Origin of the sequence: Shewanella youngdeokensis, assembly GCF_033180165.1 — a bacterium.
GTDB classification, from domain to species: domain Bacteria; phylum Pseudomonadota; class Gammaproteobacteria; order Enterobacterales; family Shewanellaceae; genus Shewanella; species Shewanella youngdeokensis.
This window is the reverse complement of the sequence record NZ_CP136522.1, coordinates 2,877,800-2,892,761: the sequence shown is the minus strand read 5'-3', so window position 1 is coordinate 2,892,761 and position 14,962 is coordinate 2,877,800. Positions and strand designations below refer to the sequence as shown.

The window sequence follows — 14,962 nt, the reverse complement described above, 5'->3', positions numbered from 1 at the left end:
AGGCTGCAGATAAAAATTACACGGGATCGGTTGTGATTAACTCTGCAACGCGTTGCTGTAATTTTGGAATAATTAATTGTTCAAACTCGGGGTGGCGTTTTAGCCAAATGTTATTTCGAGGGCTTGGGTGCGGCATCACTAAGGTGTGCGGCCAAAAGTCCTGCCATTGTGCAACGGCATTGGTGACGGTGAGTTTTTGTTTTAAGTGCCATTCGATTGCATACTGGCCAACGAGCAAGGTTAATTCAACTTTATGCAATTGATTTAGTAACGGTTGACGCCATATTTCGCATTCTGGTCGCGGTGGCTTATCACCGCTTTTGTTGTCATTAGTTGTGTAGCTACCTGGAAAGCAAAACCCCATCGGCATAATGGCAAACAGATCTGCATCGTAAAACTGCTCTTTGCTGACACCAAGCCATTGCCTGAGGCGATTGCCACTGGCATCGTCAAACGGGTGGCCTTTGTGATGCGTTTTTTGGCCTGGCGCTTGGCCTGCAATCAGTATTTTGGCATTGCTGGCCAATTGCACTATGGGCTTAGGGCCTAATGGTAGGTGTTTAGCACAAAGTTGGCACTGCTTTATTTGCCCCAGTAATTGATTTAATTGGCAGGTATTTGGCATACATTAGCACCTAGCTGAGTTACACAATTAACTGTGAAGCACAATTTGGTACGCCCAAAACCCGAGGTGGCAATAACCTAGAGTGAGTATGGTAACGCAAAGGGACTTCACTTTGAGCGAGCTTTGGCTAGATGCCGCCACGTGCGCTGCTGCAACTGCAAATAACGACAAGGGCACCATAAAATAGGATAGCAGCAGCAATAAGGCGGCAAATGCTGCAATGATTTTAGGGGTGTTATGAGTCGGCGCTCTTCTGGAGTGGCTCAATTGAATAGGCAATAAGCTTAATGCTACGCATACTATAATTACGCCAACGTTGAGTGATATCCCGCCGGCAGCATCAATATAGGTTAATGAGGCGATAAGGCTGATGATGGCTGGAATGATAGACAACAATGTGTGCATTTTTGCAAAACGTTCACTTTGGTATTTACCTGTGTAAAAAAATAAAATGGTCAATAGCAGGTTGATAAAACAAAAGCCACTGAGCGAAATCGCTTGCATGAGTACGTTGGTGGTGGTTGGTTCTAATGCCATAGCAGGCATTGGAGCCAGTAGGCTCAGAATACTAAAAGGCTTGAGTAAAGCACGAGAACAGGTCATTGGGATTCATTAGTCATCATATAGAAGGTTAACAATCGCTTAAAGTGTACTAATGTTCAAGGATAAAGCGGCTTATGGCAGGCTTTATTATAGGTTTATTACAAGGAGGTGATCTGGCTCAACATGGTTTTTTAACGTAGCTGTTGTCAAGGACGGTTTATTCGACAAACTGAACAAACATTATGCTGCATTTTATTTGCACCATTTCCCGTAAATTGCGACTCAATGCCATTGAAAGTGCTAATGAGTCAGTTTACGTAGGCTGAATGCAACAGGTTTTAGCTAGCAAACAGACGCCAAAAATCATTATTTTGTCTGTTTGCTATCGCGCTGCGTCGAGCAATTATTATTGGTTTAGGTAATTATCAACCGCTGTTTGGCGACTGCTTGCATGTGCTTTGAGTGTGGTGATTGCTTGTTCAAAATCACCGTCATGGGTTAAAAATGAATAACCGTCCACTTCATCTGCAGCATAGGGCGCAATGAGCGACGCGTATTGATCATATAGGCTCCACATGGCACTAACTTCAAATGCTCCTGATATCACTTCTGCTAAATATTGGTCGTAGCGAGCTTTATACTGGTCATCAGCAATAATGTTGGCGATTAGCGGCCATGCATCGGCATCTAAACCGGCAAAGTCTAATGCGAGCGCCCCCTGCATTTTTCCGTCTTGTAATGCTTCGTTATTGTCCCACGGGATCCAGGTGAGCTGATTGGTGTCGGGGTTATTATAGAGGTAATAGTTGTGCGGCATATTGCCGTAAGTGTCCCAATTTTGAATAATGCCGTTTACCGCCAAGTATTTTAAAAAGGTGTCGACATCAAATACGGCTTCAAGATTAGTGCGCCATGTTGCCGCGTCGCTACTGGTGTCATGTAAGGCGGTATAGAGTGCATTCACATCGGAAAAGTCGGCTTCATCTTCATTGGTTTTCTTTTCAAAATCGGCTTCATTAAAGTCTGCTATTGAAAAGGTTGCGCCGTCATCTTCAGGTTTATAAAGGTTGCCACTATCGTCGGCAAATTGGGTTTCGAGTACGGTATCGTCAATTTCTTCAACTAAGGTGTATAACCCGAAATATAATGGGCCGGTTCCGTGGTCAACATAAAGCGCATAAAATGCAGTGTGTGACACGGCCATACCACTATCGGCAAATACATCGGCGGCGACTTTTTCGCGAATAAGCGAGTTGTCATCATAGTTATTTTTCAGGCTTAATTTTTTAAAGCCATAAAAACGTTGATTTTTTATTTGTGGGTAATCGTCTTCATATTCGTCAAAGTCGAGTTTAAAAGACAGTTTTAAAATCCCTTGTTGCCAGCTTGTTTGTAGACTTGAATTACCTTTAAACCGAATGCCGACTCGATACCATTGCTTGTCGTCATAATAAACCTCGGCGGGCACAAAGACTGGGTTTTGATCGGTATCGGCTAAATCAGGTGTTGAGTTTGAACGGCCAAATTCACCATAAAGCGCGGTCATGTCGTCGAGCATGGTTTGCCACCTTGCGTCGGTGACCACAAAATCGAGTCGTTTTACTTGGGTGCTGTCGAACACTTCGCTGAAATTGGGATCGACGTTTTTACTATGAGTTTCATCGGTCCAGTCACTGGCGATAAAGTCACTGTCATCGACAATCGGATCATCGACAATCGGATCGTCAGTGACCGGATCGTCAATAATAGGTTCTACAACTACCTCCTCAATCGGTTCCGTTGATTCGGTTGAGTCACTACCACATCCACTGAGCATTAACACCATACTGAGCCCAAACGATAAGCACAGCGGTTTTAGATTAATCGAATGTGGGACGTTCGGCCGAGACAGGTGTTTAAGTATCATATTGATTTCCTTTAAATGTCATTACGTGGTTTTAGCCCGTAAGTGACGTGAAAAAGTGACATAAACGACGGTAGACAATCAATGTGCAAACAACGTGCATGCAGCGCGGATAAACGGTGGACTTAGGCAAGGTGTAAAGGGCGAGCTCAAAATTCTATTAAAGTGAAGAATCATGAGCTCGCAGGGAGTATTATTACGCGGTATAACTTGAGTTTGAGTATCAACTAAGCGTAGGTATCAACTGTGGTTTCGGTGTCTTCGCTTTGTGTAATACTGAGCAGTGATTCATAGAGCAAACTGCCCATATCAGCGTCGGTTAAATCTTTTGATAGGGGTTTTATGTCGTCAAGAAAGCTCTTCAGCTCTACCTCTTGCTCTTCACTTAAAGAGGCGAGCATTTCAGTGAGTGATAACTGCTCTTCATCCGTTAATGTTGACACTGCATCTTCTGTTCCAGGCGGGGTAGAGCCTCTTGGTGGAGGTGGTGGCCCTTCTGGGCGCGATGCTTGCATTGTTTGAGCCGTCATTTGAATTGAAGTTGTGCTACTTGTTGTTAGTTCCATCGTGTCGTCCTTTAACGTAGCGATGCAGTGGTCGTGAGTATGAATTAACCTGCCTCAGCGCAGGGTTATGATGGAGTAATCGAGCATGCTGAACATGTTTAAGTTACCCACCATTTGTGCATATTGGCCTTTTGGCACTTAATTTCGATATTAAAAAACGAATGTGCATGTTGTGTGCAGAAATAAAGGAGTTTACGTGTAGAATTATACTGTTACTCGTTAGAGGTCTAGTGAGGCAATTAGGGGCCCGTTATACTGATTTTATGAAAATATCACACAAATTGTTTTTTGCCTTTATCGGTTTAACAACCATTATATTGATTGCAACTTTGTCATTAGCGAGGTGGAGCTTTGAGCAAGGATTTCTCAATTATATTAATGCACTTGAGCAAGAACGATTGCATGCCATTGCCGTTGAGCAAACTAAACTGTATCAGAATAATCAGCACGATTGGCACCAAATCAGTCGTCGAGATCTGTTAGACACTTTTAGGTACACTCCTGCAAACTATAAAAATGCGTTGCCCCCGAACGTACATGCAACGCCGCCCCCTCTTAGGAGTCAGTCTCAATCACCTAGTGAAAAACCTTTAGGCCCGAAAAGGCCCCCACCGCATTTAAAACCAAAAGGGGGAATGCCTCCTGCGCCTAAAACTGGTTTGTATAGCATTGATAATAAATGGATAGGCGGTAATCGTATTAGCAATTTAGGCAGTGCAACACATTTTGCAATTATGCTGGACGGTAAGGTGATTGGACGGCTATATAGCCCGGCAATCAGGCAGGTTAATTCTGACTCTGCTACTGAATTTGCCAATCAACAGTTATTTGCCAACCTATGGATTGGTTGTTTATGTTTGCTATTGGCTGGGGCGATTTCGTTTATTTTAGCTCGATTATTATTGGTGCCAGTAGAGAAAGTACTTCAAGGGATCTCGCATCTTTCACGCGGTAATTATGAAAAGCGATTTAGCCATTATCGTAAAGATGAGCTAGGCCAGTTAATGCGAGATATTGATCTATTAGCGGTGACGTTAGAGAAAAACCGCAGTGCCCGTAACCGCTGGTTTGCTGATATATCACATGAATTGCGCACGCCTCTGGCTATTTTATGCGGTGAAATTGACGCTATTAAAGCGGGGATCCGTCCGTTTGATCAACAGCAACTGCTGTCGTTGGAGCAAGAAATACTGCGATTAAAACTGCTGGTCGATGATCTGTTTCAATTATCATTGGCTGATTTGGGTGGCCTGAAATACCAATTTGAGCCACTAGACTTGCAGGCATGTATTGCTGAGTCAATGACATCATTAACACAAAAGTTTGCTGAAAAAGGGCTAGAGTGTCAGCTCAATCAAGCCGAGGCAGTGTGGGTTAGCGGCGATAAGCGGCGAATGCAGCAGTTAATCACAAATATATTGCTTAACTCGGCGGCTTATACGGATGCTCCAGGTAAAGTGGTGGTTGATATTTTGGTGGAAGGCAAACACGCTGTCATTTGTATCAATGACACTAAGCCCACCGTTAACTCGGCCGACTGTGATTTATTATTTGAGCCTTTATTTCGGTTAGATAGTTCAAGATCTCGGCGAGTCAATGGAGCCGGATTGGGGTTAACCATTTGTAAAAATATTGCAGAAGCCCATAGTGCAAGCATTAAAGCACGCCCATCTAATATTGGTGGGTTATGCATTGAAGTTGTCATTCCTTTACTGAAAAAATAATAACTATATGATTAATTCGTACCAAGATAAAACAGTACTAATTGTTGAAGATGAACCTAAGATTGCTCAAATTTTAGTTGATTTTTTATCGCTTGATGGCTTTCGCACGCAGGTGTTGCACGACGGAAAAGATGCCGTTGATACGGTTAAAAACGGCGCAGTCGATTTTGTAATTTTAGATTTGATGCTGCCATATAAAGATGGGCTGACTATTTGTAAAGAGGTGCGACAGTTTTCGACGGTGCCGATATTAATGCTGACGGCGAGGGTAGAAGAGATTGACCGTTTAATTGGTTTAGAAATTGGTGCGGATGACTATATTTGCAAACCCTTTTCGGCGCGTGAAATTGTGGCACGGGTTAAAACCATTTTGCGTAGAGTGGCACATAATCAGTCGCCAACAGATGAGCAAGAGATCATTTATAAACACATTTCTGTAAACGTCGAACGTTTTAAATGTTACGTTAACCAACAAGAAGTTGAGCTGACACCAGTTGAATTTAGGTTATTAAACACGTTTTTGTTGCGCCCTGGAGTAGTACACAGCCGTGATAGTTTAATGCAAGTTTGCTATGTTGATGACCGCATTGTGAGTGCGCGTACAATTGACAGTCACATTAAAAATTTACGCGCTAAACTGGTATTAATGGGGCAGGCGCCCGACTTGCTACAGTCAATTTATGGCGTGGGCTATAAATTAGAGTAGCTTGGAGCTCGGTTGGTGACTCTGTATATGGAGCAATAAAAAACCCGCATTTAGCGGGTTTTTTTGTTGCTAACAGTGAGTGTTTAGCGATGAATGCGTTACAGCATTTATCAGCACTCAGCTTTGTGCATGACGAAAAATTATAAGCGGTAGCTCATACTTAGCATAACGAGGTGGGCGTTGTAGTCGTGACTATTACTGCCAAAACTGAGCACGTTCCAGATCTCGTCTGGCGCAATGTCATTACCTGCGTCGTTATCTTTGTAGTTTTCCATCTTATAGTCTAAGCGTAAGTCCATTTTGTCGGTTGCACGGTATAACGCGTACACATTAATGTTATGGACTTTGGCATAGTAATCGCCATAATCACCGGTGATCCCTTGGGTCACTTGGGTGGTACTTGTTGAATCTGAATAGGTGTAATCAAGCCCTAAGCGCAGTTTCTTTTCCATCAGGTTGTTGTAGCTAAGCCCAGTACCAATAACGTCGACCTGATCTTCAACCAGCCCATACCAATTAGGGCTTGAGAAGTTGGTGCTACCTGCCTGTTCTGAATCAATATTTTGGCGGTTATAATAGGCCGTCAATGTCATGTCTTTGGTCAGCAAGTAACTAACACTGGCATCATAACTGATGTCTTTTGACTCGGTTAAACCAATTTGGGTGTCGTGGTAATCGTCAAGGGCAAAGCGTGCACCAAAATCAATGCTCAGTGCATCAATAGGGCTATGGGTAAAGCGTGCTTCAACTTGGCTACGTTGTCTATCGGCAAGGTTGTACTTACGTAGCAAATCGTTTGACTCGCTTGAAGTCCACTGTGATGCTTGATACTTAGAGCCATCACGTTCGCTGTAACTGCTTTTAAGCCACATATCCCACTTGTCGAATGTACTGACGCGGTACTTAGCCCACACGGTACTTTCTTCGGTGGTTTCACGGTCTTGGTAGTTGCGCTCATCTTGCTGGTAGTTGAGTCCACCTTCCAGTTTATGCCCTCGTGCCACGCGGTAATCTGCGGCTAATTTTGCCTTATGGGTGGTCGTGTCATAAGGCGTGTTGTAAGCCGCTTGTCCCGTTGTGGAGTCGATGCTGATCTGCGTCCATTGTTCAACGTTGGTTTGGTTGTCGCGATCGTTATAATCGTAGCTGGCGTTGATGCGCAGCTGACGATTAATCCGTGATACCAGTTTTAGCGTTACGCCGCTGGTTTCGACTTCTCCGTCAAGTGATTCACTTGGCATTTGGTAGCCATAACCTGAAGTGCTGAAATCTTGATCTTGTGTCATGAGTCCATAATGCACTCGACCATTAAAAGTCGTTTTACCTGCCGCGTACTGACCCATTAATGACAAAGTATGTGCTTCGTTATCAGGATCAAGGGCAATATAGCCAGTAGTTTGGGCGCCAAAGGTGGGGTTGAACGCACTGTCGTAAGACAGTTCGCTGTACTCATTTTTAAACATTGAACCATTATAGTTTAACGCTGCAAACCAATGGTCGCCGCCTAAACGTACGCCAGCTTCAAGAGTATCGGTTGTGTAATTAACGGGTTCCGCAATCATCGTTGACTGGTTGTAAAAACTGCCAGATGCTTGTTTAACGCCGTCTTTATCTTCACGTTGATAATTGATGTAAGTGGTTAGGATTGACGCGCCTTGAGTATCAATAAAGGTATAATCAAGCCCCAAACCGGCTCTTTTACGCTTTAGTGATAACTCCAGTGGGCTTAAGCTTGAGTTTAACTGACTCATTGTTTGCGTATTGCCAGCGGTCACCCAATTATCAGGTAAGGTTAGCTGATCGCTGCCTACACCTTGATAAGGGCTCATGGCGCTATCGGTTTTATAAGTCGCAATTTGACGGTAATTCAGGTTGAGGTTGTATAGGCCAGCTTTACCGACATTGATTTCAGCGCGGCTGTTTTCCATCCCTAAGTTGTCAACATCTAGATCGGCTTTATAACCACTTTTGGCGGTATAGCTAAGATCAGCATCCACTTTTGCTGCAAACTCATTTTCAGCGGCAAACGCATTCGCTGAATGAATATCGTCACTGTCGTTGTACCCTACGCCCACGCCCACAGTGCCGCGGTAACCGGTTTCAACGCTACAACGTTTACAGACCCATTTATTGAATTTTACTTTCGCAGTGTTAGCGTGTTGAATGCTGTAACTGTCGACGGCAATAGCCGCGTTAGGGAGCATTGCACCAGCACTTGCAAGCAAGGCGAGCGTGACTACGTTTAATTTGAATTTCATCTTCTCGTCTCCGTTAGCGCTGGAATAACTTACCAGATGGATGGTTTGAACCATGAATTTGGTTGTGACAATTTAGGCAGCTACGGCCACCGGTGAACGCATTGTCGCCAACACTTGAACCTTGTCCGGTGTTACCCATATATGCGCTGCTGGCATGTCCATCGCTGGCATGACACTGTTGACACAGTTGCGGAGCTCGGGTTTTTAGCATGCCTTCATTAACGCTGCCATGAGGGTTATGGCAAGAGACGCAATTGTCGGTAACGGGAGCATGTTCCCATAGTTTTGGCCCACGCTTTTCTGCGTGACATGAATAACAGGTGTCGTTAACGGTAGGTTTAACAAGGTCTGAATCACTCATGGTGCCGTGTGGATTGTGACAATCGCTACAGGTCATTTGTGCCCATTGCATTGGGTGGCTTGAGCGTTTATTCATGTCTGCTTTTTGCTTAGCATGACAGCTAGTACACACTGCTAACTCTGTCTGTTTTGATAACACAGGGTCTTTAGCTGTGTGAATAGAGTGACAAGAAGCACACGCAATATCGGCATTGTCATGGTGTCCGCCATTCCAGTCGATGCGCTTATCGTCTTGATGACAGCTCATGCAGACACTGTTTTGTTTACTTGCGATGAGCGTTGAGTCTGCGCCAAAGGCGATCATCGGTTCGTTACCGCCCTTGTTATGTTTACCCAATGGGCCATGACAAGCTTCACATTGCAGGCCAGCCATTGGGCTTTTGCTTGAGTCTAATGAACCATGAACACCGTCAAAAATAGCCATGACTTTTTCTGTTTTACGGTGACACATTAAGCAAGAGTCAGCGCCTTTTGAAGAGTATTTACCTTCGGTGAACTTTTTGTCGAGCGTGGCTTCTACTTCATCTGGTGAGAGCTTTTTGTCCCACTTAGACGCCGCTGCTGTACCAGTAAAGCTTAGTGACAATACTGCAGAGGCAATTAGCATCGGGAGTAAGGTTTTGAGCATATTAGTGATCTTCATAATCGGTTTCCTAAGCTTGTTCCGTCTTAGTGAAAATAGGGGAGCGTGCTCCCCCATTTTCAACACTTTTTTATTGTTAAAGTTGCTTTAAGAACGGGACAAGTTACATTTTCACCTGGGTGTGATCGTAAGCTGTTGGCAAGTGGCAAGATAAACAATCTTCAAGCTGAGCGCCGTCGTTAGCGACTGTTTTGGTTGCATTGAATATTGCGCCTTGCGTTTTAGCATGTGCGACGAATTGCTCAAAATAAGCATCTTGGTTCGCCTCGTCGTTGTGACATGAGCCACACGTTGCGGCAATCGGCGTGGTATAGCTGCCAGCTGCTGTTGCTAGTGCACCTTTTGCTTTGAACGCGTCAAGGTTAAAGTCGTTGTGGCACTGAGTACAATCTGAAATAACTTGTTGCGGCCCATGAACCGTGTGAAGTTTCATCTCTAGTGCGCCTTGGTTTCCACCACCAGCATAGGTGCCGTCAGGGGTGTGACAGGCAACACAACCATCAACTCCAAATACCATTTCTCCATCGACTTCTTGAGCAAGTTGGTCTGATAGAACGAAGCCAGGATGATAAGCACCTTTATGGATCTCGAAGTTATCACTGTGACAGCTGATACAAGTCTCGGCGTTAACGGAATCGACATGACGCATGCTGACCGCTTCACCTGAGTAGGTAGCAAAAGCAAGATCGGCTTTCATGCCGGTAAAGTAGTCATTGAGTAAGTAACCACTATCATCAAAATTGTTGCTTACTGCGACCGTATCGCAATCGACGAAAGCTGCATTGTCTGAACACAGTGATAAACCGGTAAAGGTAAAGGCTGTGTCAGAGTCTGAGCCAGCTTCGCCAAAGCTCAGCGCCTTAGTGGTATAGCTAATTGCACCTGCGTCAGTAATTGTTGCCGATGCATTTAGCTCGCCATTAAGGACTAGGTTGAGGCTGTCTTTGCCGTAGTAACCTAGTTGCACGTAGTTAGGGCCTACGTTAGTGGTTGCTTCAATCCGTTGGATTTTTGGCAACAAGGTGGCGGCATCAACGGCGGCACTATTGCTGTCGATAAAAGAGATCGTGATTGTTGCAGTTGAATCGGCGTTAACCACCAGAGAGGTGTTCATACCATAGGCATTAATTAAGGCGCTGGTGTCGTCAAAACCGCTGGTGTGTAGCTCTTCTGTCCAGCTTGCGTTATGACAAGCAACACAGTTGGAATTATCTAACTGTTGTGAGTGACCTTGGCCGGTTAAGAAGTCAATGTCAGTGTGGCAGCTGCTACAGGTTTCAATGGTTGGAATACGTGTCCAGTTGCTCCACTCTGTTAGCTCATCGCTATCAGCTGCAGGTTCAACGTGACAAGTTTTACAGTTGTCTTGGAGCAGTAACTCGGCGGCTTCGCCAGTGTATTGTTTACCGTATTTATCTTCGAATGATTTAGCAGTGTTGTGAATATTGTGGATTAGGTGGTTCCACTGTGATTCACCATAAGCTGAGGTATGACATGTGGCACAGGTTTCATGGGTGTAGTACCCACTGTGGCGAGTGGTAATGGGCTCACCTTCTGCGTGACATTGAGTACATGCGTCATGGGACACAATATTCTTAGTGTATTTAGCTTCAAAGCCCTGACCATCGAAATCAGCAACTATTTCACGGCGGGGAACCGAGGTCACACCATCTGCAAGCGTTGAGTCAATTCCGCCAGCATAGACGTTAAAGCGCTGAGTCATGTCAGCGTTGTATTCGCTTAACTCAAAAGTGAATGTATATGAACCGTCTTGATTATCGATAAAATTATCACTACCAGAGGCTCGAGCAGTTCGAGTCCACTGTGCACTGTTGCCAGCTCCAGTTGCTCCTTGTGGGGTGAGTTGAGCGGCAGTGACACCAAGATCTTGTAAGCCTACAACGGGTAAGTCTTCTTCGTTAGTTGCAAATACACTAACCGTCGGTATGCCATTGGTATATGTCACACCGGTGACGTTTAGGTTTAGAGTATTGATGTATTGTGCAATTGAACCACCAGGTGTGCCTGGGTTGCCATCAACGCCATCATCGCCACCACAACCACTTAAAGCCATGGATATTGCACTGGCTGTTAACAGCCGCGCCATTTTGGATTTTATTAGTTTCATCATCATTTCCCTGCAAAGGTTTAGCCTGCCTTAAACATGTAGCCTGTGTTTGTTGACTACTTTTTATTAGTGTTTAAGTCAGTGCTGGAAACAGTGTTTCCAACTAAAAGACTAACGTAACGCTGAGCGATAATCAGTACCGTTGGTGCTAATGTGTGAGCTATCCCCTCATATTTACAAAGGGGTAGGTCTAGTCAAAATTTCACTGTTAGTACTATTAATAAACGGACTGAACTATATGTAGTTTTAGTTGTTTAATGTTGCATTTTGGGTGCTGATTTTACGTCTGCTTAAGGTTGTAGATGATGAATGTTGCTAATGCAGGGCTGTTATTCATTTTAAGTAACAAATGTGGTTGGTTACTCGGTTAGTTGATTCTCAATCAGCGCCAGATTAGCTGTTTTGGTGACGATGTTATTATCTATTCTTAGCCAGTAATATTTAGTTGCAATGCAGTAATGAAATGGTATTTCTGTTATCGATTAACGGCCGCAAGCTTATTGTCTTTTTTCATTGCAGGGTATTGCGGTGTATTAATGTTTCATAAAGCGATGCTTAGCATGGCAGCGGCATTATAGGCGTAATGTTGTTGGCGTTGCGTTGGGGGGGCCTTGTTGCTGGTATTAGGGTTAAAGCTATCAATACGGGTTTGTTGTCGATATCCGGCAATTAAATTTTAAGATCCGTTTATTAGTTTGGTCTTTTGTCACATAATAAATAACACAATTGAAAATTATTATCGTTTAGAGTTCGAAATCTTGATCTAGGTATAGTTATTCAATGTTATGCTCCTTTAAAATCGGCTCCAATTCAGAGAGAATTGAGGCTTGAGGCCTGCAATTAGGTAAAATGTGCAATGAAGTTAAGTGAATTAAGTCCAGGCGATGTCGCCAGAATTTCTCAGGTAGGGCAAATTAATCTACCTGCTGTTGTAAAACGTAAACTCCTTTCTATGGGAATTACGCCTAATACTCGATTTTCTTTGATCCGCAGAGCACCAATGGGGTCTGGGGTTGAATTAGATATCCGTGGCAGTAAATTATGCATGCGCCGCGATTTAGCAGATATTATTGAGGTCGAAAAAGCGAATGGATAAGCAATTTAACTGTGTCACAGTCGGTAATCCAAACGCAGGTAAGTCGACCCTTTTTAATGCGCTTACTGGTTCAAACCAGCAGGTGGGCAACTGGTCAGGTGTTACCGTTGAGAAAAAAACCGGTCAATTTACTCTGCAAGGTACCGATGTTTTTCTAACGGATCTTCCAGGCATTTATGATTTATTGCCAGCAGGCAATAGCTGTGATTGTTCGCTAGACGAACAGATTGCCCAGCAATATTTAGCAGATCAAGACATCGACGGTATTATTAACTTGGTCGATGCAACCAATATTGAGCGTCATTTGTACCTCACTGTACAGCTTAGAGAGCTGGGGATCCCACTTGTTGTTGTGCTTAACAAAATTGATGCTGCGCTTAGTCGCGGTATTCATATTGATGTTGAGCAGATGAGTAAAGAGTTAGGTTGCCCTGTGGTAGCCGTTTGCGCGCGTGATGAACAAGATATTGATAAAGTGAAGCAGCAATTTGTGGCTTTGCTTGACGGAGACGTATCTGAAGCACCATTAGTACTTGATTACGATAACGAAATCGAGTCTGGTGTAAAGAGTCTATTATCGCATGACTGCAACCTTAGTCGTGGCCGTGCTCTTGCTATGCTGGCTAATGGGTTAGGTTGTGGCAAATGTAAAAACAGCAAAATGGCAGGTGAGGTTGAGCAATACTCTCAAGCATTATCGGATGACGGTAAAGATATTGAGGTTATGGTGGCCACAACCCGTTTTAATTTTGTTGAGCAAGTCTTTACTGGTTCAGTAACCAGTGACAACGCTGAGACCATTACTGACAAACTCGATAAAATCGTTTTACATCCAATAGCCGGGATCCCCGTCTTTTTGTTTGTCATGTATCTCATGTTTATGTTTAGCATTAACGTTGGTAGTTCGTTTATCGACTTTTTTGATATTACCGCGGGGGCAATTTTTGTTGACCACCTCGGTGCGCTGATGAGTAGTTTGGGATCACCAGACTGGCTGGTCACGATTATTGCAGGTGGCGTGGGCTCAGGTATTCAAACTGTTGCTACATTTATCCCTGTGATCGCCACGCTTTTCTTAGCGCTGTCAGTGCTAGAAGGGTCTGGTTACATGGCGCGTGCGGCGTTTGTTGTTGATGGTTTAATGCGTCGTATTGGCCTGCCAGGTCGTGCATTTGTACCAATGATTGTTGGTTTTGGTTGTTCAGTACCAGCGATTATGGCAACTCGAACACTAGGTAGTGAGCGGGAACGTATTGTGACCGGTATGATGGCGCCGTTTATGTCTTGTGGAGCTCGTCTGCCTGTGTATGCATTGTTTGCTGCAGCTTTCTTCCCTGAGTCAGGGCAGAATTTAGTCTTCCTACTGTACATAATTGGTATCTTTGCCGCGATTGGCACCGGTTTACTGTTACGCTCGACGTTGTTGCCAGGCACCAGCAGTGCTGTGGTTATGGAGTTACCAAGTTACGAAAAGCCTAAGTTCAAAACGGTTATGGCACGTACTGGTAAGCGCACCAAAAGCTTTATTATGGGCGCGGGCCAAACAATTGTTATTGTTGTGACACTTCTGAACTTTGCTAATTCAATCGGTACCGATGGCTCTTTTGGCCATGAAGATAGCTCTGAATCAATATTGAGTGTTGCAAGCCAAACCGTAACACCACTATTTGCGCCAATGGGGGTTGAACAAGACAACTGGCCTGCAACGGTAGGTATTATCACCGGTATATTTGCTAAAGAAGCGGTAGTGGGAACCTTAAACAGTCTTTACACTGATGACAGCGCTGCTGATGAAGCATTAGCGCCACTATCTGAGACGTTTGTTGAGGCTGCAACCACGATCCCTGAAAACTTATTTGGTATTGCCTTTGAGGATCCACTGTCTATTTCTGTTGGTGACGTTAGCTCTGTTGCCGCGGCTTCTGAAGAGCTTGAGGTTGATAAATCTACCTTTAGTGCATTGCAAGCAGGGTTTAGCGGTGTAACCGCGGCATTTGCCTACTTACTGTTTATTCTGTTGTATACGCCTTGCGTTGCTGCAATGGGCGCACTCGTAAATGAGTTTGGTGGACGCTGGGCTGCTTTTGCAGGGCTTTGGACCTTTGGTTTAGCTTACGGTGCTGCCACGGTATTCTACCAAGGTGCGACATTTGCTAAGCATCCATTACAATCGAGCTTATGGATTGGGTTCTTTACCATTGCGTTAGTCATGTTTTATATTTGGCTAAAGAAAAAAGGTAAAAAAACACAAATGATCATTCCGGGTATTAAAGTGATTACCGGATAGCACGATTAGCGTATACTTACCCCATATAAACCAAAAGCAGCGACTATTCGCTGCTTTTTAGTCTTTAAGTGGCTATGCTGTAACCATTAGCCCTGTTTTTAAGCGTGAACCGTTGACCCTATT

The 14,962-nt window shown here is 44.2% G+C and carries 11 protein-coding genes; 4 read left to right on the top strand and 7 right to left on the bottom strand.

Annotated features, from left to right (window positions below; genetic code table 11):
* Positions 1-16: 16 nt before the first annotated feature.
* From RGE70_RS12300 to RGE70_RS12285, 4 genes are all read right to left on the bottom strand, one after another.
* Positions 17-625: a uracil-DNA glycosylase family protein gene (locus RGE70_RS12300; RefSeq protein ID WP_310471739.1), complete on the bottom strand. Its 609-nt coding sequence runs from the start codon at positions 623-625 to the stop codon at positions 17-19.
* Positions 626-652: 27 nt separating this feature from the next.
* Positions 653-1,228 carry a hypothetical protein gene (locus tag RGE70_RS12295; protein WP_310471738.1) on the bottom strand — a complete coding sequence of 192 codons (576 nt, stop codon included), beginning with the start codon at positions 1,226-1,228 and terminating at the stop codon, positions 653-655.
* Between the two features lie 346 nt (positions 1,229-1,574).
* Positions 1,575-3,074, bottom strand: coding sequence for a CotH kinase family protein (locus RGE70_RS12290; RefSeq protein ID WP_310471737.1), 1,500 nt, complete (start codon positions 3,072-3,074; stop codon positions 1,575-1,577).
* Positions 3,075-3,298: 224 nt separating this feature from the next.
* Positions 3,299-3,637, bottom strand: a complete 339-nt coding sequence (locus RGE70_RS12285; protein WP_310471736.1) for a hypothetical protein — start codon at positions 3,635-3,637, stop codon at positions 3,299-3,301.
* A gap of 263 nt (positions 3,638-3,900) precedes the next feature.
* Between RGE70_RS12285 and RGE70_RS12280 the strand changes: the two genes are divergently transcribed.
* Together RGE70_RS12280 and RGE70_RS12275 are read left to right on the top strand one after the other, a co-directional pair.
* Complete coding sequence (locus tag RGE70_RS12280) at positions 3,901-5,361, top strand: ATP-binding protein (protein ID WP_310471735.1); 1,461 nt, start codon at positions 3,901-3,903, stop codon at positions 5,359-5,361.
* A gap of 7 nt (positions 5,362-5,368) precedes the next feature.
* Positions 5,369-6,067 carry a response regulator gene (locus RGE70_RS12275; RefSeq protein WP_310471734.1) on the top strand — a complete coding sequence of 233 codons (699 nt, stop codon included), beginning with the start codon at positions 5,369-5,371 and terminating at the stop codon, positions 6,065-6,067.
* A 140-nt stretch (positions 6,068-6,207) separates the two neighbouring features.
* Here RGE70_RS12275 and RGE70_RS12270 read toward each other — a convergent pair whose 3' ends face one another.
* From RGE70_RS12270 to RGE70_RS12260, 3 genes are all read right to left on the bottom strand, one after another.
* The gene (locus RGE70_RS12270; RefSeq protein WP_310471733.1) at positions 6,208-8,325 is read right to left on the bottom strand and encodes an MtrB/PioB family decaheme-associated outer membrane protein; all 2,118 of its coding nucleotides are present in this window, start codon (positions 8,323-8,325) and stop codon (positions 6,208-6,210) included.
* 13 nt (positions 8,326-8,338) lie between these two features.
* Complete coding sequence (locus tag RGE70_RS12265; protein WP_310471732.1) at positions 8,339-9,328, bottom strand: DmsE family decaheme c-type cytochrome; 990 nt, start codon at positions 9,326-9,328, stop codon at positions 8,339-8,341.
* A gap of 103 nt (positions 9,329-9,431) precedes the next feature.
* Complete coding sequence (locus RGE70_RS12260) at positions 9,432-11,459, bottom strand: OmcA/MtrC family decaheme c-type cytochrome (RefSeq protein ID WP_310472972.1); 2,028 nt, start codon at positions 11,457-11,459, stop codon at positions 9,432-9,434.
* 853 nt (positions 11,460-12,312) lie between these two features.
* Between RGE70_RS12260 and RGE70_RS12255 the strand changes: the two genes are divergently transcribed.
* Entirely contained in the window at positions 12,313-12,552 is a 240-nt protein-coding gene (locus RGE70_RS12255) for a FeoA family protein (RefSeq protein WP_310471731.1), read from the top strand.
* On the top strand, positions 12,545-14,839 hold the full coding sequence (gene feoB, locus RGE70_RS12250; RefSeq protein ID WP_310471730.1) for a Fe(2+) transporter permease subunit FeoB: 2,295 nt from the start codon (positions 12,545-12,547) through the stop codon (positions 14,837-14,839). The genes RGE70_RS12255 and feoB overlap by 8 nt, the downstream gene beginning before the upstream one ends.
* Positions 14,840-14,962 lie beyond the last annotated feature (123 nt).

Bases quoted from the DNA above. Each gene is read 5' to 3' on its own strand.
- RGE70_RS12300 (WP_310471739.1), bottom strand. From the start codon at position 625: ATGCCAAATACCTGCCAATTAAATCAATTACTGGGGCAAATAAAGCAG.
- RGE70_RS12295 (WP_310471738.1), bottom strand. From the start codon at position 1,228: ATGACCTGTTCTCGTGCTTTACTCAAGCCTTTTAGTATTCTGAGCCTA.
- RGE70_RS12290 (WP_310471737.1), bottom strand. From the start codon at position 3,074: ATGATACTTAAACACCTGTCTCGGCCGAACGTCCCACATTCGATTAAT.
- RGE70_RS12285 (WP_310471736.1), bottom strand. From the start codon at position 3,637: ATGGAACTAACAACAAGTAGCACAACTTCAATTCAAATGACGGCTCAA.
- RGE70_RS12280 (WP_310471735.1), top strand. From the start codon at position 3,901: ATGAAAATATCACACAAATTGTTTTTTGCCTTTATCGGTTTAACAACC.
- RGE70_RS12275 (WP_310471734.1), top strand. From the start codon at position 5,369: ATGATTAATTCGTACCAAGATAAAACAGTACTAATTGTTGAAGATGAA.
- RGE70_RS12270 (WP_310471733.1), bottom strand. From the start codon at position 8,325: ATGAAATTCAAATTAAACGTAGTCACGCTCGCCTTGCTTGCAAGTGCT.
- RGE70_RS12265 (WP_310471732.1), bottom strand. From the start codon at position 9,328: ATGAAGATCACTAATATGCTCAAAACCTTACTCCCGATGCTAATTGCC.
- RGE70_RS12260 (WP_310472972.1), bottom strand. From the start codon at position 11,459: ATGATGAAACTAATAAAATCCAAAATGGCGCGGCTGTTAACAGCCAGT.
- RGE70_RS12255 (WP_310471731.1), top strand. From the start codon at position 12,313: ATGAAGTTAAGTGAATTAAGTCCAGGCGATGTCGCCAGAATTTCTCAG.
- feoB (WP_310471730.1), top strand. From the start codon at position 12,545: ATGGATAAGCAATTTAACTGTGTCACAGTCGGTAATCCAAACGCAGGT.